At 72.2% G+C, this 24,624-nt stretch carries 28 protein-coding genes; 22 read left to right on the top strand and 6 right to left on the bottom strand.

The window, feature by feature from the left end; genetic code table 11:
- The first annotated feature begins 1 nt into the window (after nt 1).
- The 4 genes from JIX55_RS40685 to JIX55_RS40700 all read left to right on the top strand — a co-directional run bounded on the left by JIX55_RS40685 (nt 2) and on the right by JIX55_RS40700 (nt 3,846).
- Nucleotides 2-1,978: an LpqB family beta-propeller domain-containing protein gene (locus tag JIX55_RS40685; RefSeq protein WP_257568214.1), complete on the top strand. Its 1,977-nt coding sequence runs from the start codon at nt 2-4 to the stop codon at nt 1,976-1,978.
- On the top strand, nt 1,975-2,949 hold the full coding sequence (locus tag JIX55_RS40690; protein ID WP_443046647.1) for a S66 peptidase family protein: 975 nt from the start codon (nt 1,975-1,977) through the stop codon (nt 2,947-2,949). Before JIX55_RS40685 ends, JIX55_RS40690 begins: the two co-directional genes overlap by 4 nt.
- A gap of 64 nt (nt 2,950-3,013) precedes the next feature.
- Nucleotides 3,014-3,262, top strand: coding sequence for a LapA family protein (locus JIX55_RS40695; RefSeq protein ID WP_257568215.1), 249 nt, complete (start codon nt 3,014-3,016; stop codon nt 3,260-3,262).
- Nucleotides 3,263-3,288: 26 nt separating this feature from the next.
- Complete coding sequence (locus JIX55_RS40700; protein ID WP_257568216.1) at nt 3,289-3,846, top strand: GNAT family N-acetyltransferase; 558 nt, start codon at nt 3,289-3,291, stop codon at nt 3,844-3,846.
- Nucleotides 3,847-3,892: 46 nt separating this feature from the next.
- Here the strand turns inward: JIX55_RS40700 and JIX55_RS40705 are convergent, their stop codons facing one another.
- Nucleotides 3,893-4,246 (bottom strand): VOC family protein, encoded by a 354-nt coding sequence (locus JIX55_RS40705; RefSeq protein ID WP_257568217.1) that lies wholly within the window; start codon nt 4,244-4,246, stop codon nt 3,893-3,895.
- Nucleotides 4,247-4,477: 231 nt separating this feature from the next.
- Here JIX55_RS40705 and JIX55_RS40710 point away from each other — a divergent pair, with 231 nt between their 5' ends.
- Together JIX55_RS40710 and JIX55_RS40715 are read left to right on the top strand one after the other, a co-directional pair.
- Nucleotides 4,478-5,005, top strand: a complete 528-nt coding sequence (locus tag JIX55_RS40710) for a phage holin family protein (protein WP_257568218.1) — start codon at nt 4,478-4,480, stop codon at nt 5,003-5,005.
- A 15-nt stretch (nt 5,006-5,020) separates the two neighbouring features.
- Nucleotides 5,021-6,118 carry an SDR family oxidoreductase gene (locus JIX55_RS40715; protein ID WP_257568219.1) on the top strand — a complete coding sequence of 366 codons (1,098 nt, stop codon included), beginning with the start codon at nt 5,021-5,023 and terminating at the stop codon, nt 6,116-6,118.
- 137 nt (nt 6,119-6,255) lie between these two features.
- Here the strand turns inward: JIX55_RS40715 and JIX55_RS40720 are convergent, their stop codons facing one another.
- A complete protein-coding gene (locus tag JIX55_RS40720) occupies nt 6,256-7,221 on the bottom strand; it encodes an LLM class F420-dependent oxidoreductase (RefSeq protein ID WP_257568220.1) in 966 nt (321 codons plus the stop codon).
- 285 nt (nt 7,222-7,506) lie between these two features.
- On the opposite strand from JIX55_RS40720, the gene JIX55_RS40725 reads away from it, so the two are divergent.
- From JIX55_RS40725 to JIX55_RS40785, 13 genes are all read left to right on the top strand, one after another.
- Nucleotides 7,507-9,393, top strand: a complete 1,887-nt coding sequence (locus JIX55_RS40725; protein ID WP_257568221.1) for an NAD(P)/FAD-dependent oxidoreductase — start codon at nt 7,507-7,509, stop codon at nt 9,391-9,393.
- Entirely contained in the window at nt 9,390-11,237 is a 1,848-nt protein-coding gene (locus tag JIX55_RS40730) for a transketolase (protein ID WP_257568222.1), read from the top strand. The genes JIX55_RS40725 and JIX55_RS40730 overlap by 4 nt, the downstream gene beginning before the upstream one ends.
- Before the next feature lie 41 nt (nt 11,238-11,278).
- The gene (ligD, locus tag JIX55_RS40735) at nt 11,279-12,205 is read left to right on the top strand and encodes a non-homologous end-joining DNA ligase (RefSeq protein ID WP_257568223.1); all 927 of its coding nucleotides are present in this window, start codon (nt 11,279-11,281) and stop codon (nt 12,203-12,205) included.
- A 52-nt stretch (nt 12,206-12,257) separates the two neighbouring features.
- Entirely contained in the window at nt 12,258-12,665 is a 408-nt protein-coding gene (locus JIX55_RS40740) for a gas vesicle protein GvpO (protein ID WP_257568224.1), read from the top strand.
- Between the two features lie 46 nt (nt 12,666-12,711).
- Nucleotides 12,712-13,137, top strand: a complete 426-nt coding sequence (locus tag JIX55_RS40745; RefSeq protein ID WP_257537898.1) for a gas vesicle structural protein GvpA — start codon at nt 12,712-12,714, stop codon at nt 13,135-13,137.
- Nucleotides 13,134-13,883, top strand: a complete 750-nt coding sequence (locus JIX55_RS40750) for a GvpL/GvpF family gas vesicle protein (RefSeq protein WP_257568225.1) — start codon at nt 13,134-13,136, stop codon at nt 13,881-13,883. The genes JIX55_RS40745 and JIX55_RS40750 overlap by 4 nt, the downstream gene beginning before the upstream one ends.
- A gap of 69 nt (nt 13,884-13,952) precedes the next feature.
- On the top strand, nt 13,953-14,216 hold the full coding sequence (locus JIX55_RS40755) for a gas vesicle protein GvpG (RefSeq protein ID WP_257568226.1): 264 nt from the start codon (nt 13,953-13,955) through the stop codon (nt 14,214-14,216).
- Nucleotides 14,213-14,914: a DNA primase gene (locus tag JIX55_RS40760; protein WP_257568227.1), complete on the top strand. Its 702-nt coding sequence runs from the start codon at nt 14,213-14,215 to the stop codon at nt 14,912-14,914. The genes JIX55_RS40755 and JIX55_RS40760 overlap by 4 nt, the downstream gene beginning before the upstream one ends.
- Nucleotides 14,907-16,052, top strand: a complete 1,146-nt coding sequence (locus tag JIX55_RS40765; protein ID WP_257568228.1) for an SRPBCC family protein — start codon at nt 14,907-14,909, stop codon at nt 16,050-16,052. The genes JIX55_RS40760 and JIX55_RS40765 overlap by 8 nt, the downstream gene beginning before the upstream one ends.
- Nucleotides 16,049-16,414 (top strand): gas vesicle protein, encoded by a 366-nt coding sequence (locus JIX55_RS40770; RefSeq protein WP_257568229.1) that lies wholly within the window; start codon nt 16,049-16,051, stop codon nt 16,412-16,414. Before JIX55_RS40765 ends, JIX55_RS40770 begins: the two co-directional genes overlap by 4 nt.
- Nucleotides 16,411-17,169, top strand: a complete 759-nt coding sequence (locus JIX55_RS40775; RefSeq protein ID WP_257568230.1) for a GvpL/GvpF family gas vesicle protein — start codon at nt 16,411-16,413, stop codon at nt 17,167-17,169. Before JIX55_RS40770 ends, JIX55_RS40775 begins: the two co-directional genes overlap by 4 nt.
- Nucleotides 17,166-17,354, top strand: a complete 189-nt coding sequence (locus tag JIX55_RS40780) for a gas vesicle protein (protein ID WP_257537891.1) — start codon at nt 17,166-17,168, stop codon at nt 17,352-17,354. Before JIX55_RS40775 ends, JIX55_RS40780 begins: the two co-directional genes overlap by 4 nt.
- Nucleotides 17,351-17,632, top strand: coding sequence for a gas vesicle protein K (locus tag JIX55_RS40785; protein WP_033529790.1), 282 nt, complete (start codon nt 17,351-17,353; stop codon nt 17,630-17,632). Before JIX55_RS40780 ends, JIX55_RS40785 begins: the two co-directional genes overlap by 4 nt.
- Before the next feature lie 47 nt (nt 17,633-17,679).
- Here the strand turns inward: JIX55_RS40785 and JIX55_RS40790 are convergent, their stop codons facing one another.
- The 3 genes from JIX55_RS40790 to JIX55_RS40800 form a co-directional block, all read right to left on the bottom strand.
- Nucleotides 17,680-17,850, bottom strand: a complete 171-nt coding sequence (locus JIX55_RS40790; protein WP_152172599.1) for a hydrophobic protein — start codon at nt 17,848-17,850, stop codon at nt 17,680-17,682.
- A 43-nt stretch (nt 17,851-17,893) separates the two neighbouring features.
- Entirely contained in the window at nt 17,894-18,715 is an 822-nt protein-coding gene (locus tag JIX55_RS40795; protein ID WP_257568231.1) for a class I SAM-dependent methyltransferase, read from the bottom strand.
- 141 nt (nt 18,716-18,856) lie between these two features.
- The gene (locus JIX55_RS40800) at nt 18,857-20,350 is read right to left on the bottom strand and encodes a bifunctional phosphatase PAP2/diacylglycerol kinase family protein (RefSeq protein ID WP_257568232.1); all 1,494 of its coding nucleotides are present in this window, start codon (nt 20,348-20,350) and stop codon (nt 18,857-18,859) included.
- Nucleotides 20,351-20,861: 511 nt separating this feature from the next.
- On the opposite strand from JIX55_RS40800, the gene JIX55_RS40805 reads away from it, so the two are divergent.
- Entirely contained in the window at nt 20,862-22,481 is a 1,620-nt protein-coding gene (locus tag JIX55_RS40805; RefSeq protein ID WP_257568233.1) for an ABC-F family ATP-binding cassette domain-containing protein, read from the top strand.
- A 25-nt stretch (nt 22,482-22,506) separates the two neighbouring features.
- Here the strand turns inward: JIX55_RS40805 and JIX55_RS40810 are convergent, their stop codons facing one another.
- Nucleotides 22,507-23,628, bottom strand: a complete 1,122-nt coding sequence (locus tag JIX55_RS40810; RefSeq protein WP_257568234.1) for a baeRF2 domain-containing protein — start codon at nt 23,626-23,628, stop codon at nt 22,507-22,509.
- A gap of 56 nt (nt 23,629-23,684) precedes the next feature.
- On the opposite strand from JIX55_RS40810, the gene JIX55_RS40815 reads away from it, so the two are divergent.
- Together JIX55_RS40815 and JIX55_RS40820 are read left to right on the top strand one after the other, a co-directional pair.
- Nucleotides 23,685-23,942, top strand: coding sequence for a DUF6158 family protein (locus JIX55_RS40815; RefSeq protein WP_257568235.1), 258 nt, complete (start codon nt 23,685-23,687; stop codon nt 23,940-23,942).
- Entirely contained in the window at nt 23,939-24,526 is a 588-nt protein-coding gene (locus JIX55_RS40820) for a TIGR03086 family metal-binding protein (protein ID WP_257568236.1), read from the top strand. Before JIX55_RS40815 ends, JIX55_RS40820 begins: the two co-directional genes overlap by 4 nt.
- The last annotated feature ends 98 nt before the right edge of the window (nt 24,527-24,624 follow it).

Genomic DNA, 24,624 nt, shown 5'->3' on the forward strand with positions numbered 1-24,624 from the left:
CATGGGGGACAAGGTGCAGACCCTGGCGTACGGTTCGTGGCCCTCGCCGATCGACGCGGCGCTCGCGGCCGCGCACGACGGGCATCCCGAGTTCGTGGGCTTCGTCGGCGACGAGCCGTGGTGGACCGAGCCACGGCCCACCGAGGGCGGCCGCCGCACCCTCGTGCGGCGCCGGGCCGACGGCACCGAGGAGTCGGTGCTGCCGGCGCCGTGGAACGTGCGCAGCCGGGTCATGGAGTACGGGGGTCATCCGTGGGCCGGCGTCATGCGGGAGGACGGCCCCCTCGTGGTCTTCGCGAACTTCGCCGACCAGCGCCTCTACCGCCACGAGCCGGGTGGTGAGCCCCGCCCGCTCACCCCGGTGTCGCCGGTGGGCGGCGGACTGCGCTGGGTGGACCCGCAGCCGCACCCGGAGCGGGACGAGGTGTGGTGCGTCCTGGAGGAGTTCACCGGGGACGGGCCCACCGACGTACGTCGGGTCGTCGCCGCGGTGCCGCTGGACGGCTCGGCGGCCGAGGACCGGGACGCCGTGCGTGAACTCACCGACGGAAGCCACCGGTTCGTCACCGGCCCCCGTCTCTCGCCCGACGGCCGCCGCGCCGCGTGGCTGGCCTGGGAACATCCGCGCATGCCCTGGGACGGCACATCGCTGCTCGTCGCCGAGGTGACCGAGGACGGCCTGCTGGGCGCGCCCAGCACCGTCGGCGGCGGCCCGGACGAGTCCGTCGCCCAGGTCGAGTGGGCCGCCGACGGGACGCTCGTGTATTCCAGCGACACCACCGGCTACTGGAACCTGTACCGCCTCGACGGCGACGACCGTACGGCTCTCTGCGCCCGGGAGGAGGAGTTCGGCGGGCCGTTGTGGAAGGTCGGCTGGCGCTGGTTCGCGCTGCTGGAGGGGGGCCTCGCCGCCGTGCTGCACGGGCGGGGCGCCACCTCGCTCGGCCTCCTCGACACCGAGACCGGCCAGGTCGTCGACGCGGCCGGACCGTGGACCGAGTTCGCCCCGTCCCTCGCCGTGCACGGCAGCCGGGTCCTCGGCATCGGGGCCGGCCCCCGCAGCGCGTACGAGGTGGTCGAGCTGGACGCCGCCACCGGCGACGCCCGCGTGATCGGGGCCGCGCACGACGACCCGGTGGACCCCTCCTACTACCCCGAACCGCAGATCCGCAGCTTCCTCGGCCCCGCGGGGCGCGAGATCCACGCGCACATCTACCCGCCGCACCATCCCGGCTGCGTCGCGCCCGGCACCGAGCTGCCGCCCTACGTCGTCTGGGCCCACGGGGGCCCCACCAGCCGAGCGCCCCTGGTCCTCGACCTGGCGATCGCCTACTTCACCTCGCGTGGCATCGGGGTCGCCGAGGTCAACTACGGGGGGTCCACCGGCTACGGCCGGGAGTACCGCAACCGGCTGCGCGAGCAGTGGGGTGTCGTCGATGTCGAGGACTGCGCGGCGGTCGCGCTGGGCCTCGCCGACGAGGGAACCGCCGACCGGACCCGGCTCGCCGTGCGGGGCGGCAGCGCAGGCGGCTGGACGGCGGCCGCGTCCCTCACCACGACCGACGTCTACGCCTGCGGAACCATCCTGTATCCCATCCTCGACCTCACGAACTGGGGCTCGGGGGAAACCCACGACTTCGAGTCCCAGTACCTGGAGAGCCTGGTCGGACCGCTGGCCGAGGAGCCCATGCGGTACGCGGAGCGGTCGCCCACCGAGCACGCCGACCGGATCACCGCGCCCTTCCTGCTGCTCCAGGGTCTTGACGACGTGATCTGCCCGCCCGTGCAGTGCGAGCGGTTCCTCGCCGGCCTGGAGGGGCGGCGGGTGCCGCACGCGTACATCGCGTTCGAGGGCGAGGGGCACGGATTCCGGCGGGCGGAGACGATGGTGCGGGTCCTGGAGGCAGAGCTTTCGCTGTACGCGCAGGTCTTCGGGTTGAATCCATCGGGAATCCCTACTCTGGAGCTCGCCAAGTGACGACACCCGCCCCGAACCGCCCGGCCCTCCCGGTCCACGCCGTCTCGCCGCTGACCAGGCCCGCCCGTCTCGCCCCCGGCGCCCGCGTGGCGGTGGTCGCCCCCAGCGGGCCGGTGCCGGAGGAGCGGCTCAGTGCCGGGCTGGACATCCTGCGGGGCTGGGACCTCGACCCTGTCGTCGCACCCCACACGCTGGACCGGCACCCGGAGTTCGATTACCTCGCGGGCACGGACGCCGACCGCGCCGCCGACTTCCAGGCCGCCTGGTGCGAGCCGTCCGTGTCCGCCGTGCTCTGCGCCCGAGGCGGCTACGGCGTGCAGCGGATGGCCGACCTGCTCGACTGGGACGCGATACGAGCGGCGGGCCCCAAGATCCTCGTCGGCTTCAGCGACATCACGGCACTGCACGAGGCGTTCGCCACCCGCGCCGGACTGGTCACCCTGCACGGCCCCATGGCCGCGGGCGTCGACTTCCTCAAGAACACGCGGGCTCAGGAGCACCTGCGGGCGACTCTCTTCGCCCCGGAGACGGTACGCACGATCAAGGCCGTCGAAGGGAGTGCCCCGCTCCTGCCCGGGCGTGCCCGCGGTGTCCTCCTCGGTGGCTGTCTCTGCCTCCTCGCCGCCGAACTCGGCAACCCCCACGCCCGCCCCTCCGCCCGAGGTGCCCTCCTCTGCCTGGAGGACGTCGGCGAGGAGACCTACCGCCTCGACCGCTACCTCACCCAACTCCTCCGCGCGGGCTGGCTCGACGGTGTCGCCGGCGTGCTGCTCGGCTCCTGGGCCCAGTGCGAGCCGTACGAGAAGGTGCGGGGACTGCTCGTCGACCGGCTCGGCGGGCTCGGGGTGCCGGTGGTGGAGGAGTTCGGCTTCGGCCACGGTGACGGCGCGCTGACGATCCCGTTCGGGGTGATGGCGGAGCTGGACACGGAAGCGGGGACGCTGACGCTGGACGAGCCGGCGCTGACCTGACAGCCAGGAGCGGGTGAGAAGCTCCCACCGGGCGCGTCCCGCCCGCGCGCGTCATCCTGGAGGTATGAGCCCGAAGACATCGGAACGAGTCGGGACGCACAGCCGGAAGCGATGGGGTGATCTGCTGACGCCCGGCAGGGTCGTCGTGGGTGTGCTCGCGGCGCTCGCGCTCGTCTTCGTCTTCCAGAACACCCAGAAGACCGAGGTCACACTGCTGGTCTCCGAGGTCAGCATGCCCCTGTGGATGGCGCTGCTGGGGACGGCCCTGATCGGGGCGGTGTGCGGAGCGTACTTCATGAGACGGCGCCGGTGACGTCCGCGCCGACGTACCGTGGCGAGGTGTCCGAGAACGTCAGTTACCTCGCCGAAGGCCCCCGTGTGGGGATACGGCACTTCACGCCCGACGACGGCGCCGAGTTCACCGCGCGGGCGCGGGAGAGCAAGGCTCTGCACCAGCCGTGGCTGTTTCCGCCGACCACGGCCGCCGCGTACGCCGCCTACGCGGGGCGGCTCATCGGGGATCCGACGAAGGCCGGGTTCCTGGTGTGCGAGAAGGACGGCGGGGGGATCGCCGGGTTCATCAACATCAACAACATCGTGGAGGGCGGCTTCCAGTGCGGTGCCCTCGGGTACGGGGCGTTCGCGCATGCCGCCGGGCGGGGGCTGATGGGAGAGGCGCTCGGGCTGGTCGTCGAGTACGCGTTCGGACCGATGGGGCTGCACCGGCTGGAGATCAATGTGCAGCCGGGGAATGCCGCCTCCATCGCTCTGGCCCGGCGGTGCGGATTCCGGCTGGAGGGGTTCTCGCCGGACTTCCTGTTCATCGACGGGGCCTGGCGGGACCATCAGCGGTGGGCCGTCACCGCCGAGATGAAGCGCCGGGAGTCCGGGGCGTGAGCCGTCCGAACCAGCCGAGGGACGTGAAGGTGTTCCGGGCCGGGAGCTACCCCACGGTTCGGCGGTCCGCGTATTCGTAGACCGAGCCGTCGGGGTGGACCGCGATGAGGTTGCGGCCGACGGGGGTGGGGATCGGTCCCGCCAGCACGTGGGCGCCCGAGTCGGTGAGGACCTGGTGGGCCTCGTCGACGTCCTCGACCGCGATGGTGGCGGTGACCTTGCGCAGGACCTCCAACTCGGACTCCGGGCCGGTCATCAGGAGGAAACAGCCGACGGCGGCGACCTGGACGCCGCCGCGTTCGAAGCGCATCGCCGGTCCGCCCGAGAGTCTCTCGTAGAACGGGACCGCGGCTTCCAGGTCGTCGACGCAGATGCGGAGCGTGGTGCCGAGAATCTCCATGCGGAAAAGCCTAGTTGGGGCCGACCGGGAAAGGGAGATCGTTTCGGACGGTTGGACCGGATTGGCTCGATGATCGATCACCCGTCCGCCGTCCGCCGTCCGCCGTCCGCCGTCACCGTCTGCGGTCTGCGGTCTGCGGTCTGCGGTCCGCGGTCCGCCGTCACCCGTTTCCCGTCCTCCGGTCCCCTGGATACGCCGTTACGTGGGCACCGGCCCGGGTACTCGGGCGGCATGGACCGCTTGGATCATCTGGAACATCTGGACAAGCACCTGGTCGACGAGCTGGCGCTGGTGGCGCGCGAGACCGTACGGGACGAGCTGCGGCAGCAGACCCGTAAGCAGCGGCGTAAGGCCGCGCTGTACGCCGCGTCCGGTGCGGTCGCCCTGTACGCGGGTGCCGCCCTGGCCCTGGCCCTCGGCCTGGCGCTCTCGCTGGGCCTGCCCGACTGGGCGGCCGCGCTGATCACGGCCGTTGTGCTCGGGGTGGTGGCGTATGTGCTGAGGGGCGCGGCGCGTCCTTCGGCGTCCCGGCCGACGGCCGAGCGCGAGGGAGAGCTCGCGGCGGGTCGTGACCGGGTCGTCGGTGGTACGGCGCCGGGGATGCCCCCGGGTGGGATGGGGCCGGCCGGTTATCCGCCGGTGCCGCCCGTCGCGCCCGGTGGTGGGACCGGGGCCGCGGGCGGACCGGTGCCGGGTACGGCTGCCGGGGCGCCGCCCCCGTCGGGTATCGACCCCGAGACGCCGCATCACAGGGCGTGACGAGTGGGTGCCGTGATGTCCGTGCGCCGCCGCAGGGCCGTGGTCGTGACCGGGGCCAGCGGCGGCGTCGGCCGGGCCACCGCCGTGGCCTTCGCCGCCCGGGGCGACCGGGTGGCGCTGCTCGCCCGAGGTCGTGAGGGGCTCGCGGCGGCGGCCGACGACGTGGAGCGGGCCGGGGGCGAGGCGCTGGTCGTGCCCGTGGACATGGCCGACGCGAAGGCCGTGGACGACGCGGCCCAGCAGGTCGTCGACGCGTTCGGCGGCATCGACGTGTGGGTCAACAACGCCTTCGCCGGAGTTTTCGCGCCCTTCACGGAGATCACGCCGGACGAGTTCCGGCGGGTGACGGAAGTGACCTACCTGGGCTATGTGTTCGGGACCCGGGCGGCGCTGCGGCACATGCTCCCGCGCGACCACGGCACCGTCGTCCAGGTCGGCTCCGCGCTCGCCTACCGGGGCGTTCCCCTGCAGTCCGCGTACTGCGGGGCCAAGCACGCGATCCAGGGCTTCAACGAGTCCCTGCGGTGCGAGCTGCTGCACTCGGGCACGCATGTGCGGACGACCATGGTGCAGTTGCCGGCCGTCAACACCCCTCAGTTCGAGTGGGTGTTGAGCCGTATGCCGGGGCGGGCGCGGCCCGTCGCCCCCATCTACCAGCCGGAGGTCGCCGCGCGGGCGATCGTGCACGCGGCGGGGCACGGGCGGCGGCGGGAGTACTGGGTGGGCGGGTCGACGGCGGCGGCCCTGATCGCCAACGCGGTGGCGCCCGCGCTGGTCGAGCGGTATCTCGCTCGTACCGGGTTCGACTCCCAGCAGGATCCGCGGGGGCAGCGGGGTGAAGGGGATCAGGGGGAGCGGGAAGAACTGGGCGTCTACGGCGGTCACGGGAACCTGTGGAGCCCTGCGGACGGCCCCCACGGGCGGGACTTCGGAGCGCATGGGCGCTTCGACGCCGAGGCGGAGACGGGGAGCCCGCAGGACTGGGTCTCACGGAACCGGAACCGGGTGGGCGCGGGCCTGATGCTGGGCGGGCTGGGCGCCGCGACGACAGCCGGACTCCGCCGTCTGGGCTGGTCGCCGTTGCGGCGGGGAGAAGAGGGCCGGCGGACGTAGGGCCGACCGGCCACAGGCGCCGGCGACCAGCCGATCCCGATCGGGGCCGATAGCCGATCGGGATCGTCGCATGCACTCGGCCCAGATGATGAGGAGAGGGAACACCATCTGGGCCGAGAACTCCGGGGTGGTGCGGGTCAGCGGGGGCTCTGTTGGAGTTGGGGGAGGACCTTCGTGCGGTAGAAGTCGAAGAAGCCGCGCTGGTCGGGGCCGATCTGGCTGACGTAGACACGGTCGAAGCCGGCGTCGGCGAAGGCGGTGAGTTCGGCGACGTGTTCGTCGACGTCGTCGCCGCAGACCGTGTTCTCGCCGACCATCTGCTCGGTGACCAGCGGCTCCAGCTGCTCGAAGTGGCTGGGGGTGGGCAGGATCTGGGCCATCTCCCCGGGCAGGAACTGGCTGGACCAGAGGCGGCGGACGAGACGGACGGCCGCGTCGCGGTCGGGGCCCCAGCACACCTTCGTACCGCCGCTGACGGGGTTCGCGCCCCCGCCGCCCTTGCGGTACTGGGCCACCAACTCCTCGTCGGGACCCATGGTGATGAAGCCGTCGCCGACGCGGGCGGCGAGCCCGGTGGCCTTGGGGCCGAAACCGGAGATGTCGATGGGGACGGGCTCGTCGGGGACCGTGTAGAGGCGGGCGTTCTCCACCGTGTAGTGGGGGCCGCGATGGGTGACCTCCTCGCCGGTGAACAGGCGCCGCATCACCTGGACCGACTCCTCCAGCATGTCCAGGCGGACGTCCGCCGGCGGCCAGTGGGTGCCGAGGACATGCTCGTTGAGTGCCTCGCCCGAGCCGATGCCGAGCCGGAAGCGGCCGCCGGTCATCACCGAACTGGTCGCCGCCGCCTGTGCGACGACCGCCGGATGGATCCGCACGGTCGGGCAGGTCACCGCCGTCTCGATGGGCAGCGACACGGCCTCGGAGAGCGCGCCGATCACCGACCACACGAACGGGCTCTGGCCCTGGGCGTCGTTCCACGGGTGGTAGTGGTCGGAGATCCACAGGCACTGAAATCCGGCCTGCTCGGCCATCCTCGCCTGCTCGATCAGCTCCGCGGGACCGAACTCCTCGGTCGCCAGGAAGTATCCGTACTCGGGCATGGGGGAACCTCCGCGACGGGTGCGGGTGCGGGTGCGGGTGCGGGTGCGGGTGCGGGTGCGGATGCGGGTCGGATCGGGTCGGGTCGGGTCGGGTCGCGGTCCGAGTACCCGGGGGTCACAGTGGAAACCCAGGGACGTTCGGGAGCCCTGCCGGTTTGGGCGCCTTGACCAGGGGGACGCGGAAGGCTCGTACGTCACAGGACCCATACGCCTAAAGGACGCTCAGGAGCCATACGCCCTGAGGACGCTGAGGCTTCGTATGCGCGACCCCGCCGGAGGCGAACCGTGAGTCGACCCCGCATCGTGATCGTCGGTGCCGGCTTCGCCGGCTACCGGACGGCCCGCACCCTGTCGCGGCTGACCCGGAACAAGGCCGACATCACCCTGCTCAACCCGACCGACTACTTCCTGTATCTGCCCCTGCTGCCCCAGGTCGCCGCCGGCATCCTGGAACCACGCCGGGTCACCGTCTCCCTCGCCGGCACCCTGCGCCACGTACGCCTGGTGCTGGGGGAGGCCGACGACATCGACCTCGACGCGCGCACCGTGCACTACTCGGACCCCGAGGGCGGCATCGGCACGCTCACCTACGACCGGCTGGTGCTCGCCGCCGGCAGCGTCAACAAGCTGCTGCCCATCCCGGGCGTCGCCGAGCACGCCCACGGCTTCCGCGGGCTGCCCGAGGCGCTGTACCTCCGGGACCACGTGACCCGGCAGGTCGAACTGGCGGCCGGTGGCGAGGACCCCAAGAGCTGTGGCGCGCGCTGCACCTTCGTGGTGGTCGGCGCAGGGTACACCGGGACCGAGGTCGCCGCGCACGGCCAGCTGTTCACCGACGAGCTGGTACGCAAGCAGCCGTTGCGGGAGGGCATGCGGCCGCGCTGGATCCTGCTCGACATAGCGAAGCGGGTGCTGCCGGAGATGGACGAGAAGCTGTCGCGGACCGCCGACCGGGTGCTGCGGCAGCGGGGTGTCGATGTGCGGATGGGGACCTCCGTGAAGGAGGCGACGCCGACCGGAGTGCTGCTGAGCGACGGGGAGTTCGTCGACACGCGCACGCTGGTGTGGTGCGTGGGTGTCCGGCCCGATCCGCTCGCGGAGTCGCTGGGGCTGCCGATGGAACGCGGCCGGCTGCTCGTCGAGCCCACGTTGCACGTGCCCGGCCGTCCCGAGGTGTTCGCCTGCGGGGACGCGGCCGCCGTGCCCGATCTGACCAAGCCCGGCGAGTACACGCCGATGACCGCCCAACACGCCTGGCGGCAGGGGAAGGTGGCCGGGTACAACGTCGCCGCCTCGCTCGGCAGGGGTGAGCCCAAGCCCTACCGGCACAGCGACCTGGGCTTCGTCGTGGACCTGGGCGGTGTCAAGGCCGCCGCCAACCCCCTCGGCGTACCGCTGTCCGGCCCCGTCGCCGGAGCCGTCACCCGCGGCTACCACCTCGCCGCCATGCCCGGCAACCGCATCCGCGTCGCCGCCGACTGGCTCCTCGACGCCGTACTGCCCCGCCAGGGCGTCCAGTTGGGCCTCGTACGGTCCTGGTCGGTACCCCTCGACACGGCGTCACCGGAACTGGCCAAGATGCCGGGCGCACCGGAGAAGGCCGGGGCGCCGAAGGGCCGGGGGACGCCGGAGAGGTCCGGAAAGCGGGGCGCGGCGGAGGAACGGACCGCGCCCGACCGGGCCGGGGTGTCGGGCGGGCCCGGAGCCGCTCGCAAGCAGGAAGCACCCGCCAAGCCGGGGCCTGCGGCGGTGCCGGGCGCCCCCGAGGAACCGCACGCCTCACCGGTGCCCGGGGCATCGGAGCGCTCCGGGCCCGGCCCTGAGCAGCACACACCCACGAAGCCCGGCCCGGCGGCGGTGCCGGGCGCCCCCGAGGAACCGCACGCCTCACCGGTGCCCGGGGCATCGGAGCGCTCCGGGCCCGGCCCTGAGCAGCACACACCCACGAAGCCCGGCCCGGCGGCGGTGCCGGGCGCCCCCGAGGAACCGCACGCCTCACCGGTGCCCGGGGCATCGGAGCGCTCCGGGCCCGGCCCTGAGCAGCACACACCCACGAAGCCCGGCCCGGCGGCGGTGCCGGGGGCGCCCGAGAAGCCGCGGTCGGCGCCGTCGCGGAGCCCGGCCCCCGAAGACCCGCCAAAGCCCGCCAAGGGTTCGGAAGGAGACTCATGAAGAGCCGTCAACTCACCGCGCTGGCCCAGCAGTTGCGGGTCGACAGTATCCGTGCCTCGGGGGCCGCGGGGTCGGGGCACCCGACGTCGTCGATGTCGGCGGCCGAGCTGATGGCGGTGCTGCTCGCCGGGCATCTGCGGTACGACTTCGACCGCCCCCAGCACCCCGGCAACGACCGCTTCGTGCTGTCGAAGGGCCATGCCTCGCCCCTGCTGTACTCCGCGTACAAGGCGGCCGGCGCGATCAGTGAGACCGAGCTGATGACGTTCCGCAAGCTGGGCAGCCGGCTCGAAGGACATCCCACGCCCCGGCGGCTGCCGTGGGTGGAGACGGCCACCGGCTCCCTCGGTCAGGGGCTGCCCGTCGGCGTCGGTATCGCGCTGGCGGGGAAGCGGCTGGACCGCACCGGCTACCGGGTGTGGGTGCTGTGCGGGGACAGCGAACTCGCCGAGGGCTCGGTGTGGGAGGCCGCCGAGCACGCCTCGTACGAGCATCTGGACAATCTGACGGCGATCGTCGACGTCAACCGGCTCGGGCAGCGCGGGCCCACCCGGCACGGACACGACCTGGACGCCTACGCCCGCCGCTTCGCGGCCTTCGGCTGGCACACGATCGAGATCGACGGGCACGATGTGGACGCCGTCGACCGCGCCTACGGCGAGGCCGAGTCCACGAAGGGACAGCCCACCGTGATCCTCGCCCGCACCGTCAAGGGCCAGGGCGTCGAGGCCGTCCAGGACCGTGAGGGCCTGCACGGCAAGCCGCTCAAGGACGCCGAGGAGGCGATCGCGGAACTCGGCGGCGTACACGACATCCGCGTCGAGGTCCGCCAGCCGCCCGCCGCCCGGATGCTGCACGCCGTACGCACCGGGCACCTGGAGCTGCCGCGCTACGAGACCGGCGACGAGGTCGCCACCCGGAACGCCTACGGGCAGGCGCTCGCCGCGCTCGGCACCGCGCGCGGCGACGTCGTCGCCCTGGACGGCGAGGTCAGCGACTCCACACGCGCCGAGTTCTTCGCCAAGGAACACCCCGACCGGTTCTTCGAGTGCTACATCGCCGAACAGCAGCTGGTGGCCGCCGCGGTGGGGCTCGCGGCACGCGGCTGGGTGCCGTACGTCTCCACGTTCGCGGCGTTCCTCAGCCGCGCCCACGACTTCATCCGCATGGCGTCGATCAGCGGGTCCGGCATCAACCTCGTCGGCTCGCACGCGGGCGTCGCCATCGGGCAGGACGGGCCCTCACAGATGGGCCTGGAGGACCTGGCGATGATGCGCGCGGTGCACGGCTCGACCGTGCTGTACCCGTGCGACGCCAACCAGACCGCCAAGCTCGTCGGCGCGATGGCCGGCCTCGAAGGCATCCGCTATCTGCGCACCTCCAGGGGAGACACGCCCGTCCTCTACAGCCCGACCGAGGAGTTCCCGGTCGGCGGCAGCAAGGTGCTGCGCGCCTCGGAGACCGACCGGCTGACGGTCGTCGCGGCCGGGGTCACCGTCCACGAGGCCCTGAAGGCCGCCGACGCGCTGGACGGCGAGGGCATCCAGGTCCGGGTGATCGACCTCTACTCGGTCAAGCCCGTCGACCGCCGCACCCTGCGCGAGGCCGCCGAGCGCACCGGCTGCGTCCTCACCGTCGAGGACCACCACGAGGAGGGCGGCCTCGGCGACGCGGTCCTCGACGCCTTCCTCGACGGCCGCCCGGTGCCCCGCCTGGTCCGTCTCGCCGTCCGTACGATGCCGGGCTCGGCCTCCCCCGAGGAGCAGCTGCGCGAGGCGGGCATCGACGCGGAGGCGATCGCGGCGGCCGGACGGCTGCTGGTGGAGCACGCGATCGCGCCCTGAGCGGCCTTGACGAACGGCCCGTCCACCGAGAGGAGTTGGAGATGGGGGACACGCACACGATGCGGGTCGGCCGGCGGAGCGTCGAGATCCACCGACCGGACAAGGTGCTGTTCCCCGCCGACGGGAACGGCGGCAAGGAGTACACCAAGGGCGACCTCGTCGCCTACTACCGTGCCGTCGCCTCCTTCATGCTCCCCCATCTGCGCGGGCGCCCGCTGATGCTGGAACGCCACCCCGACGGGCTCGACGGACCCATGTTCATGCAGAAGAACACTCCCGAGCACTACCCGGACTGGATCGAACGGGTCGAGGTGTCCAAGGAGGGCGGCACGGTCGTCCACCCGGTGTGCGAGGACGCCGCGACCCTCGTCTACCTCGCCGACCAGGCCTGTATCACCCTGCACCGCTGGCTCTCCAAGGCCGGCCACGTCGACCGGCCCGACCGGCTGGTCCTCGACCTCGACCCGGCGGTGGACGACTTCGAGCAGGTCCGCCAAGCGGCAGGGTACGTAAGGGAGTTGCTCGACGAGTTGAGGTTGCCGTCCGTGCCGATGACCACCGGCTCCAAGGGTGTCCACATCGTCGTACCGCTGATCGGGCGACACGACGACTTCGATGCCGTACGCGACTTCGCCAAGGAGATCGCCGAGGAACTCGTCCGGGCCCACCCCGAGCGGCTCACCACCGAGGCCCGCAAGAAGGACCGCGGTGACCGGCTCTACCTCGACGTGCAGCGCAACGCCTACGCCCAGACCGCCGTCACCCCCTTCACCGTGCGCGCCCGCCCCGGCGCGCCCGTGGCCACGCCCCTGACCTGGGAACAGTTGGACGATCCGGCCGTGGACGCCCGTCGCTGGACGCTGGAGGACGCCGTCGAACAGGCCCGCACCAACCCCTGGGCGGGGGCGATGAGCAGGGGCCGCGCGCTGGGTCCGGCGCGGCGACGGCTCACGGCGCTGCGCGGCTGAGGCCAAGAGGTTTGGCCAACGGACGTGGGGCCACTCGGTGTTCGAGGTGGCCATGTCGAACACATCCAACACATCAAGAACACAGAGTTCACGTAAATCCCATAAATCGGATGAACCGGAAGAAGCGCAGGAATCGAACGAACAGCGCGAGTCCTCCGGGAACTCCGGGCACGACGCGTCGGACGACCGGCCCAGCCCCATGCAGGTGCTGCGCCACGCGCGGACCCAGCTCGCGGAGCTGACCGGCATGGCGCCCGAGTCCGTGTCGTCCTTCGAACAGAGCAAGAGCGGCTGGACGCTGGAGGTCGAGGTCCTGGAGATCGCCAGGGTCCCCGACACGATGAGCCTGCTCGCGAGCTATCGGGTGGAACTCGACCCCGAGGGCGAGCTCACCGCTTACCGGCGCGTCCGCCGTTACGAGCGCGGGAGGGCCGACCCACATCGCCCCGGCGGCCGCTAGGCCGCCGTCCCGCTCCAGCATCCACAGACAAGGAGGATCGGCCGGCATGACCGTAGTCCCGGCACAGCAGTCCGGCGGCGGAGGCGGCAGCAGCGGCCTGTACGACGTCCTGGAACTCATCCTCGACAGGGGGCTCGTCATCGACGCGTTCGTACGAGTCTCCCTGGTCGGCATCGAGATCCTGAAGATCGACGTCCGGGTCGTCGTCGCCAGCGTCGACACCTATCTGCGCTTCGCCGAGGCGTGCAACCGGCTCGACCTGGAGGCCGGGCCGCGCAAGAACCCCGGCCTGCCGGACCTCGTCGGTGAGATCACCGAGTCCGGCGCGCGCGGCAAGTCCAAGGGAGCGCTGTCCGGCGCCGCCGAGACGGTCTCCGACGCCTTCCGGCAGGCCCGCGACGAGGGCCAGACCGAGTCGCGGCCACGGGCCCGGAAGACCACGAGCTCGCGCAAGAGGGAGGAGCAGGAGTGAGCACGTACGTCTACGGCATCACCGCGAGCTCACACCCCACACTTCCCGAGGGCATGGGCGGCGTGGGCGACCCCGCCCGCCCCGTGCGCGTCCTCAAGGAGGGCGAGCTGGCGGCGATCGTCAGCGAGGCCCCCGAGGGGCTGCGCCCCAAGCGCAAGGACCTGCTCGCCCACCAGAACGTCCTGAGCGAGGCGGGGGCGGGCGGCCCCCTGCTGCCCATGCGGTTCGGCAGTGTCGCACCGGACGACGCGTCCGTCACCGGGGTGCTCGCCGAACGCGCGGAGCACTACCTGGAACGGCTCGGCGCCCTCGACGGCAAGGTCGAATACAACGTCAAGGCCAGCCACGACGAAGAGGCCGTGCTGCACCGCGTGATGGGCGAGAACCCCGAGCTGCGCGCCCTCACCGAGGCCAACCGGCAGGCGGGCGGCGGCACTTACGAGGACCGGCTGCGGCTCGGCGAGATGGTGGTCGCCGCGGTGCAGGCCCGGGAGGCCGAGGACGCGACGGAGCTGCAGCGGGCGCTGGAGCCGGCCGCGACCGCAGTCAGCGCGGGCCCCGACTCCACCGGCTGGCTCGCCAATGTGTCGTTCCTCGTGGACCGGCAGTCGGCCGAGGTGTTCCTCGCCGCCGTTGAGCAGCTCCGCAAGAACCATCCGCACATCGAGGTGCGCGTGAACGGGCCGCTGCCGCCGTACAGCTTCGTCGAACCGGGGCCCGCACAGCCCGCGGAGACGACGCACTGACAGCGCGTTCCGCACGCGTGTGCATGGCGCGCCGTACGCACGGCGCTCTGAGGCCGAGGAGGCGAGTACATGGGATTGATCACCGAGGTGCTGCTGCTGCCGTTCGCACCGGTGCGCGGCAGCCTCTGGACGGTGAGACAAGTGCTCACCGAGGCCGAGCGCCAGTACTACGACCCGGCGGCCGTCCGCGCCGAACTCGCCCGCCTCGAGCAGCGGCTCGAAGCGGGCGAGATCGATGAGGAGGAGTTCGACCGCCTGGAGGACGAGCTCCTCGACCGGCTGGAGATCAGCGCGCGGAGGAGCACAGGAACCGGCGACGGGAGGACAGGATGAATCGACTGGGATTGGGCCTCGCCATCGGGGCCGGATACGTCCTCGGACGTACCAAGAAGATGAAACTCGCCTTCGCGGTCGGCACCATGGTGGCCGGCAAGCGGATGCGTCTGAGCCCGCGGGCGCTCGCGGACCTGGTGTCACAGCAGCTGCAGAACAACCCGCAGTTCAAGGAGATCGGGGACCAGCTGCGCGAGGACCTGCGCGGTGTCGGCGAGGCGGCCACCGGGGCGCTGGTCGAGCGGCGGATCGAAGGTCTCGCGGACCGGCTGCACGGGCGCACCTCGCAGGTGCGCGACCAGCTCGCCGGAGTGGCCCCGGACCTGCCGGGGCGCGGTGAGGAGGAGGATCCGGAAAATTCAGCCCCTCCGGCGTCCGAGGAGCGGGGGCCGGGGCGGAGCTCCAGGGAGGGGACGGGTAGGGGCGGCGGGGGCGGGAAACCGAGGTCCGGCCACGACGCGCCGGAGGACGAGTCGCAGCCACCGCGCAAGCAGGCGGCGAAGAAGGCCCCCGCGAAGAAGACGGCCGCCCCGGCCGCCCGGAAGACCACGGCGAAGAAGGCCGCCGCAAAGAAGACCGCCCCCGGCAGGGCCCCGGCCAAGAAGGCCGCACGGACCAAGAAGGCCGCACGGACCAAGAAGGCCGCACGCCAGGCCACCCGGTCGCGGACCACGAGGGGAGGCGGCGGCGATGACTGACACCCTCGGCGCGGCGACCGGCCGCGCGACGCGTGGGGCGGCCGACGTGACGGACCGGGCGAAGGACGCGACGAAGAGCAATCCGCTCACCGACCTGGCACACAGTGAGGCCGTCGACCATCTCAAGGCCGAGGCGCGGGAGTATCTGGCCGCCCAGGCCCAGCGGCTCCTCGTCGGCGCCGGCCGCAAGCTCGGCGAGACGACCGTCAAGCTCAACGACATCGCCCAGGGCGAGAGCCCCGGCTTCGCGAAGCTCGCCCTCGACAGCGCCCGCAAGCTCGCCGAGGGCAAGGGGCCGCTGCGCACCGCCCTGGAGGTGGGCGCGGGCCGCGCCAAGGACAACGTGCTCGGCGCGCTCAGGAACCTCGGCGGCGGCAAGGGCCAACGCAAGGGCGGCTCCGGCAACAAGCCCACGGTGATCATGGAATCCATCGACGTCGGGGTGCCGGTGCGCACCGCCTACGACCAGTGGACGCAGTTCCAGAGCTTCAGCACCTTCGCCAAGGGCGTGAAGAGCGCCGACCGGGCCGACGACACCCACTCCGACTGGCAGCTGAAGGTGTTCTGGTCCAACCGAGGCTGGAAGGCCCACACCACCGAACAGGTGCCCGACGACCGGATCACCTGGACGTCGGAGGGCGCCAAGGGCACCACGAAGGGCGTCGTCTCCTTCCACTCCCTCGCGGACAACCTCACCCGGGTCCTGCTGGTCATCGAGTACTACCCCAAGGGCCTCTTCGAGAAGACCGGCAACCTCTGGCGCGCCCAGGGCCGCCGGGCCCGGCTCGACCTCAAGAACTTCGCCCGCTTCATCACCCTCCGTGGCGAGGCCGAGGACGGCTGGCGGGGCGAGATCCGTGACGGTGAGCTCGTCGTCAGCCACGAGGACGCCCTCGCGGACGAGGAGCCCGATGAGACGGACGAGGCCGACGAAGGCGCCGATGAGGCCGAGGAAGGCGACGAGGAGGCCCCGGAGGACGAGTACGAGGAGGCCCCGGAGGACGAGTACGAGGAGGCCCCGGAGGACGAGTACGAGGAGGTTCCCGAGGCCGAGAACGACGCCGGGGAGGACATCGACGAGGAACCGTACGAGGATGAGGACGAGGGGCGGGACACCGTGGGCGGGAGCCGACGATGACCTTCCCGAGCCGAGTCCCCGAGCCGTACGGGCAGAACGGGAGCGCGAATCTGGCCGACATCCTGGAGCGTGTACTCGACAAGGGGCTGGTGATCGCGGGCGACATCCGCATCAACCTGCTCGACATCGAGCTGCTCACCATCAAGCTGCGCCTCATCGTCGCCTCCGTCGACAAGGCCAAGGAGATGGGGATCGACTGGTGGGAAACCGACCCGGCGCTGTCCTCGAACGCCCGCCGTGACGAACTCTCCCGTGAGAACGCCGAGTTGCGTGCCCGCCTCGCCGAACTGGACGACGACGGGTACCGGCGGGAGCCGGAGCGGTCCATCGAGCGCGGCCGCGCCAGAGAGGAGCCCTCATGACCGGACTGCGTTATGTGTACGCCGTCTGCCGCCCCTTCGACGCGGCTCTGCAGTCCCAGCTCACCGGGGTCGCGGGCGCGCCGCCCCGGCAACTGCGCCACCACGACCTGATCGCCGTGGTCAGCGAGGTGCCGGAGCGCGACTTCGCGGAGCAGCCGCTCCGCGCCCATCTGGAGGACCTGGACTGGCTGACCGAGACCGCCCGCGCCCACCAGAGCGTGATCGACGCGCTCACCGTCGTCACCACGCCCCTGCCGCTGCGGCTCGCCACCGTGTTCCGCGACGACAGCGGCGTACGGGTCATGCTGGAGGCCCGTGAGGAGAGCTTCCTGCGGACCCTGGACCGGTTGGCGGGCCGGGTGGAGTGGGGCGTCAAGGTGTACGCGGAATCCGACGCCCAGGAGCCGTCCCAGGAGCCGGCGAAGGTCTCCAGCGGACGCGACTATCTGCGGCAGCGGCGGCGGAGCCACCGGGCCCATGAGGAGATGTGGGAGAACGCCGAGCGGTTCGCGCGCCGCCTGCACGGGACTCTCTCGGAATTCGCGGAGGACACCCGGCTGCACGCCCCCCAGAATTCGGCACTCTCCGGTGTTACCGGCCGCAATGTGCTGAACGCGGCCTATTTGGTGCCGCGCACGCATTCCGAGGAGTTCGTGGAACTGGTAGATCGTACGAAGGGCGAGGAGCCGGGATTGCGGGTGGAACTCACCGGCCCGTGGGCGGCGTATTCCTTCAGTGGGGAGGAAAGCCCGTGACCGTCGTCGAACGTCGTGAGGTGGCCCTCGTCGATCTCCTCGACCGGCTCCTCGCCGGCGGGGTCGTCATCACGGGCGACCTCACCCTGCGCATCGCGGACGTCGACCTCGTCCGTATCGATCTGAACGCCCTGATCAGCTCTGTGAACGCACAGGTTCCGTCACCCTGGGGAGGCATCGAGTGACCGGCCGCAACCGTCTCGAACTGGAGCCGGACACGGTGGAACGGGACCTGGTCAAGTTGGTCCTGACCGTCGTGGAACTGCTCCGTCAGCTGATGGAGCGGCAGGCGCTGCGCCGCTTCGACACCGGGGAACTCTCGGAGGACCAGGAGGAGCGCATCGGGCTCACCCTGATGCTTCTCGACGACCGGATGACCGAGTTGCGCGAGCGCTACGGCCTGCGGCCCGAGGACCTCAATCTGGACCTCGGGCCGCTCGGGCCGTTGCTACCGCGGGAGTGACTACGGGAGTGAATGCGGGAGTGAATTCACCTGTGGTCCGGGTGAATTCACCACCTGTACCAGCGGCCCCTTCCTCCGGACGCGGACGTGCCGCGCACCAGGAATCCGAGGAGCCACAGCACCAGAACGGCCAGTGCGATATACCAGAGAACCTTCACCGCGAATCCGGCACCGAAGAGAATCAGCACCAGAAGCAGTACCAGCAGGATGGGAACCATTATGCGAACCTCCTGATGGTCCGGGTTTCCAGAATGCGCCCGATCAGGCCGCCTTACGGCAGAGAATTTCTCCGTGCAGTACGGCGAACCAGCCGTCCTCCCGTCGCCCCCATTCCCGCCATGCCGCCGCGATCGCGTCGAGCTGCTCGACCGTGGCGTGACCGCCCTCCGTGGCCCGCTCGGCGTACGACGAGGCGACCGTCCGGTCCGCCCACAGGCCGCTCCACCAGGCCCGCTCGTCCGCCGTGGCGTAGGTCCAGGTGCCGGAGGTGGCCGTGATGTCGGTGAGCCCGGCGCGCAGCGCCCACGACCTCAGCCGGCGCCCCGCGTCGGGCTCACCGCCGTTGGCGCGGGCCACCCGGTGGTAGAGGTCCAGCCAGTCGTCCAGGCCCGGGGACTCGGGGAACCAGGTCATCGCCGCGTAGTCGGAGTCACGGACGGCGACAAGACCGCCCGGCTTGGTGACCCGGTGCATCTCGCGCAGCGCCTGCACCGGGTCGCCGACGTGCTGGAGCACCTGGTGTGCGTGGACCACGCAGAAGGTGTCGTCGGGATAGTCCAGCGCGTGGATGTCCGCGACCGCGAAGTCCACGTTGTCCAGGCCGCGTTCGGCGGCCGTGGCCCGGGCCTGGTCCAGGATGCCGGAGGCGTGGTCGACGCCGGTGACATGACCGTCCGGGACCAGGGCGGCCAGGTCCGCGGTGATGGTGCCCGGACCGCACCCGATGTCCAGGATCTGCATGTGGGGCTTCAGCGAACCGAGGAGATACGCCGCCGAGTTGGCGGCCGTCCGCCAGGTGTGCGAGCGCAGCACCGACTCATGGTGCCCGTGCGTGTAGACGGCGGTCTCCCGTGCCTTCGACATGGTCGTTCCCCTTCCGCGAGGTCCGCGAGGTCCCGCGAGGCCGCGAGGTCCGCGAGTTCGTACTCGAACCGTACGCGACCATGTCGAATGATGAGACCGCCGTCTTGAATTGTGGACTATCCGGGGCGTCTCCGTGATGGCTCAGTGCATCGGTACGGGTCGGTAGACCGTCAGCGCCTCCGGGATCTTCCGGAGCGTCAGATCCCCTTCCACCTCGGTGACTTCACCGTCGTACGCGAGGAGGGTGCCGGGCGCGATGCCGTCCACCCGGAGCCGGCGTACGCGGACCGCCGCGTGGGCCGGGGTCCGGGTCAGCGGGCCTGCGACGGCCGCGGCCAGCAGCCGTAGTGCCGGGCGCCGGCCGCCGTGCACGACACGGACGTCCAGCAGCCCGTCGGCCAGGTCGAAACGGCGGGCCGGGGCGAGGCCCAGCCGGTGGTACGTGCCGTTGCCGGCGAAGAGCAGCCAGATCGGCCGCGGCCGGCCCAGGAAGGTGGCCTGGAGCGGATGGCGGTCCGAGCGCAGCACCCGCAGCGCCGCGATCACCCCGGCCGGCCAGCCGCCGATCACGCGCTCCCAGCGCTCGCGCTCCCGCACCAGCTCCGGATAGACGCCCAGGCTGAACGTGTTGAGGAAGTGGCCCTCCGTCTCCCCGGTCGCGAAGTGCCCCAGGTCCACCCGGACGGCCTCGCCCCGGCGCACGGCGCGGCCCAGGTCGCGTACGTCCTCCACACCGAGGTCGTGCGCGAAGTGGTTGAGCGTGCCGCCGGGGAGTACCGCGAGGGGGAGGCCGTGGCGCAGGGCCACCTCGGCGGCGGCGTTCACCGTGCCGTCGCCGCCGCACACGCCGAGCACCCGCGCGCGGGCGGCGGCCTTCTCCAACTCGGCCTTCATGTCCTCCGCTTCGCACTCCACGGTCTCGGCGCCGGGCAGCGCGTCCCGCAGCGCGCGCACCCGGTCCGATGTGCCCGAGGCCCGGTTGGCGACCACGACCAGGCCGTCCCCGTCCGGCAGCGAGGGCGCGTCCACGTAGGGGCGGCCGGGCGGCGGGAGCTGGTCACGGGTCGGCACCATGCCCCGTACGGCATAGGCGGCGCCCACGCCCAGGGCGGCGCCCACCAGGACGTCGCTCGGGAAGTGCACGCCCGTGTACACGCGGGACAGCGCCACCGCGGTCGCCAGCGGCGCGACCGCCGCGCCCCAGCCGCGGGACTCCAGGGCGACGCCGGTCGCGAAGGCGGCGGCGGAGGCGGAGTGGCCCGACGGGAAGGACGTGGTGATCGGCTGGCGCTTCAGCTGGCGCATCAGCGGGACGTTGTCCAGGATCGGGCGGGGGCGGCGGATCGAGCGCTTGCCGAGGGTGTTGATCGTCGCCGAGGCGAGGGCGAGCGAGGCGACGCCCCGGGCGGCCGCCCTGCGCGCCCGCGGGCTCCGGGTCGCCGCGATCGCCGCCGCCGTGGCGAACCACAGCACGCCGTGGTTCGCGGCGCGGCTCAGCTTCGGCAGGAGGGGGTGGGCGCCGGGCCAGTCGCGGGTCGCCACCGCGTTGAACAGGCGGCTGTCCGCGGCGAGGAAACGGTCGCGGAGGATGTGGTGGCCCGGGGGGCGGACGGTGAGGTCGACGTCTGGGGTCATGTGTCCACGGGTACCCCATGGCGGCGGAAGCGTGTCGGGCGGGGTGGGGGTTGGCGGCGGGTGGCTGACGCCGGCCGGGGCCGGTCGGGGCCGGTCGGGCGCCCACCGCCGGGCCGGGGGCGGATGGGTGCCCGGAGATCGGTGCCGGGGCCGGCTGGGCGCCCGGCGGCTGGCGCTGGGCGGGGGTCGCTTTCGCTCACCGGCGCTCGCCGGGCGCCGCTGCGCCCACCCGTGCCGTCCTGGCGGCACGTCTGCCCGCAGCGGTGACAGCCGGGCTCGCCTGTGTCGTTGCGTGGGTGGGTGCCGTCCTGGTGGCACGTCTGCCCGCAGCGGTGACAGCCGGGCTCGCCTGTGTCGTTGCGTGGGTGGGTGCCGTCCTGGCGGCACGTCTGCCCGTGGCTGCGACAGCCGGACTTCCCTGTGCGGCTGGGACGGCGTGCCCGGCGGCAGCTGGGTGCCGTGGCGGAAACGGATTTGCCGAGCGGCTCCCCGGCCTCGGACAATGCGCCCCATGGGACACCTTGAAGCCGCTCATCTGGAGTACTACCTGCCGGACGGGAGGGCGCTGCTCGGTGATGTGTCCTTCCGGGTGGGGGAGGGGGCGGTCGTCGCGCTCGTCGGGCCCAACGGGGCCGGGAAGACGACGTTGCTGCGGTTGATCTCGGGGGAGCTGAAGCCGCACGGGGGCTCGGTGACCGTCACCGGGGGGCTCGGGGTGATGCGGCAGTTCGTGGGGTCCGTGCGGGACGAGTCGACCGTGCGGGACCTGCTGGTGTCGGTGGCGCAGCCGAGGATCCGGGAGGCGGCCGAGGCGGTCGACGCCGCCGAGCACGGGATCCTGACCGTGGACGACGAGGCGGCCCAGCTGAAGTACGCGCAGGCCCTCTCCGACTGGGCCGAGGTGCGCGGCTACGAGGCGGAGACGCTGTGGGACATCTGCACCACGGCCGCGCTCGGGATGCCGTACGAGAAGGCGCAGTGGCGGCAGGTGCGAACACTGTCCGGCGGCGAGCAGAAGCGGCTCGTCCTCGAAGCGCTGCTGCGCGGCACCGACGAGGTGCTGCTGCTCGACGAGCCCGACAACTACCTCGACGTACCCGGCAAGCGCTGGCTGGAGGAGCGGCTCAAGGAGACCCGCAAGACCGTGCTGTTCGTGTCGCACGACCGGGAGCTGCTCTCCCGCGCCGCCGAGAAGATCGTGAGCGTGGAGCCGGGCCCCGCGGGCGCGGACGCCTGGGTGCACGGCGGCGGGTTCGACACGTACCACGAGGCGCGGCGACAGCGCTTCGAGCGCTTCGAGGAACTGCGGCGACGCTGGGACGAGAAGCACGCCCAGCTGAAGAAGCTGGTGCTGACACTCCGTCAAGCCGCTGCGGTCAGCCATGAGATGGCCTCGCGATACGCCGCCGCCCAAACCCGGCTGCGCAAGTTCGAGGAGGCCGGGCCGCCGCCGGAGCCGCCGCGCGAGCAGGACATCAGGATGCGGATCAAGGGCGGCCGTACGGGCATAAGGGCCGTCACCTGCGAGGGACTTGAGCTTTCCGGGCTGATGAAGCCCTTCGATCTGGAGGTCTTCTACGGCGAACGCGTCGCCGTCCTCGGTTCCAACGGCTCCGGCAAGTCCCACTTCCTGCGTCTGCTCGCCGGCGACGACGTCGCCCACACCGGTCAGTGGAAGCTCGGCGCCAGGGTCGTCCCCGGGCACTTCGCGCAGACGCACGCCCATCCGGAGCTCCAGGGGCGGACGCTGCTCGACATCCTGTGGAAGGAGCACGCCCAGGACCGGGGCGCCGCCATGTCCCGGCTGCGCCGCTACGAGCTGACCAAGCAGGCCGAGCAGCCCTTCGACCGCCTCTCCGGAGGCCAGCAGGCCCGCTTCCAGATCCTGCTCCTGGAACTACAGGGCGTCACCGCCCTGCTCCTCGACGAGCCCACCGACAACCTCGACCTGGAGTCGGCCGAGGCCCTTCAGGAAGGGCTGGAGGCCTTCGACGGGACGGTCCTCGCGGTCACCCACGACCGCTGGTTCGCTCGCTCGTTCGACCGCTATCTCGTCTTCGGCTCCGACGGCCGCGTACGGGAGACACCGGAGCCGGTGTGGGACGAGCGGCGCGTGGAGCGCGCCCGCTAGCCACACCGGCTCCCTGCCGGACGAGTCACTTCCAGCGCAGCAGCGCGCCCAGTCCGCCGACCGGCACCTCGCGCTCCGTGGCCCCGGCCGCCGCCGTCACGGAGATCGCGGGGGCACCGGTCGTCACGACGGACCGCAGCAGCGCGTCGTCCGCGCGGGCCGACAGGACGTGGTCCTCGGCGAGCCCGAGCGTCCGCAGCTCCGTACGGCGTACGGCCAGCTGGTCGGGGTCCTCGCCGACCCACAGCGCCCGGTGCGTGTCGGGTCCCTCGGGGCGGACGAGCAGCTCGTCGATGCGGTGCTCGCGCGCCGCCTCCACCAGCTCGGCCACGTCCTCCACGGCCCCCGGGCGTCCCTCGGCGTCCGGGCTGCGCGCCGCCAGGAACCGCTCGATCTCGTCGGTGGCCCGGCGGCGTACGTGCTCGGCGCGGACCCGCTCCACGTCCTCGTCGAGCAGCCTGCTGCCCGCCCCGTGCGGGGCCTCGACGACCCGGTCGAGCAGCGGCTGCGGCAGCCGGTCCCGCACGGCGTGCCGCTCGCGGTCCTCACCGACGAGGATCAGCAGGTCGGCGCGGGTCTCCTCCTGGCACACGGCGAGGGCGTCGGCGACCTCCGCCGCATTGTGCTCCCAGGTGTTCTCCACCCGCAGCTGGAAGTGCCGCTCCGACCAGTCGGCCGTGCTCGTGCGGTGCAGCGGCCACTGCCGCCCGGCCACCGCCCCGGCGTCCTCGCCACCCAGGGCGCCGCGCAGCTCGAACCGCGCGCCCCGCCGGTCGACGTACGCCACCAGGCACACCGGGTCCTCCCCGGCCAGCTCCAGCAGCGGTGCCGTACGGGGCAGCGGGGACCAGAAGGCCTGGTTCGCCGGGGGCGGCGAGGTGAGCGGCGGGTCCAGGACCACCTGGCCGTCGCGGGCGAAGAACGCCCGGCCGTGCGGCTCGGCGTCGTGGCGCAGCTCCTCCACAGCCCGGTGCACGGCCCGGCAGGTCGCCTCGTCCGCTCCCTGCTCGGCCAGCTCATGGGAGACGGCGGCCGCCGTCAGCGACCGTTCATGGGCCATGGACTCCGAAGGCGCGGACGAACCGACGTACACAGAGGCCCAGGGCCCGGGATGTTCGTACAGTGGATGGAGAAACGCGAGATCCATGGCTCCCTCCCGGATGCCGCTCGGGGTAACGCTTGCCGGGCGGGTACCCGGACCTCATGGAGGAACACGAAGATCGGGGTACCACCATGACCGGAGTGCACCCGGACCAACTGGACGACCAGCAGTTGATGAAGGAGCTGGAGTCGATCCACCGCACACGCCATGACACGCTGCTGCACGGATCGAGCGAAGCGCTGCGCACCCACAATGAACGGATGGCGAAACTGGAGGGCGAGTATCTGCGCCGCCACCCGCGCCGGCCGGTCACCCCGGGGCGCACGCGTGACGGCGCGCGGGAGCGAGGGCCGGCATGACGTCGGGCGCCGAGGCGAGTGCGCTGCTCACCCGGCATACCGAGGCGCAGGACCTCTTCGGCGCGCGGGTCCACGCGGTGCGCGAGGACCAGTGGGGGGCGGGTACCCCCTGCGCCGAGTGGACGGTCCGCGACCTCGTCAACCACCTTGTGTCCGAGCAGCTGTGGGTACCGTCGCTGGTGCGGGACGGCTGCATGATCGAGGAGGTCGGCGACACGTTCGAGGGGGACCTGCTGGGGCCGGACCCCGCGGCGTCCTGGGACACGGCGGCGCATTCCGCGCGGGAGGCGTTCGCCGCGCCCGGCGCGCTCGAACGTACGGTTCATCTGTCGTACGGGGACACTCCGGCGACCGCGTACTGCGCGCAGATGGTCGCCGATCTCGTCGTGCATGCGTGGGACCTGTCCCGGGCGATCGGGTTCGACGAGCGGCTGCCCGAAGAACTGGTGGGGTTCGCCGTGGAGGAGATCACTCCGTATGCGGGTGACCTGGAGAAGAGCGGGTTGTTCGGGGCGCCGGTGGAGCCGCCGCCGGGCGCTGACGCGCAGACCAGGTTGTTGTGTCTGCTGGGGCGGCGACCATAGTTCGAGCGCCGGTGACAGTTCGCGGCTTGATGTGCGCGGCTTGATGTGTGCGCCCCGCGCCCCTGACGGGCCGGGCCTGCCCCTTCGGGGCGGCCCGG

It is taken from the genome of Streptomyces sp. DSM 40750 (assembly GCF_024612035.1).
GTDB lineage: Bacteria > Actinomycetota > Actinomycetes > Streptomycetales > Streptomycetaceae > Streptomyces.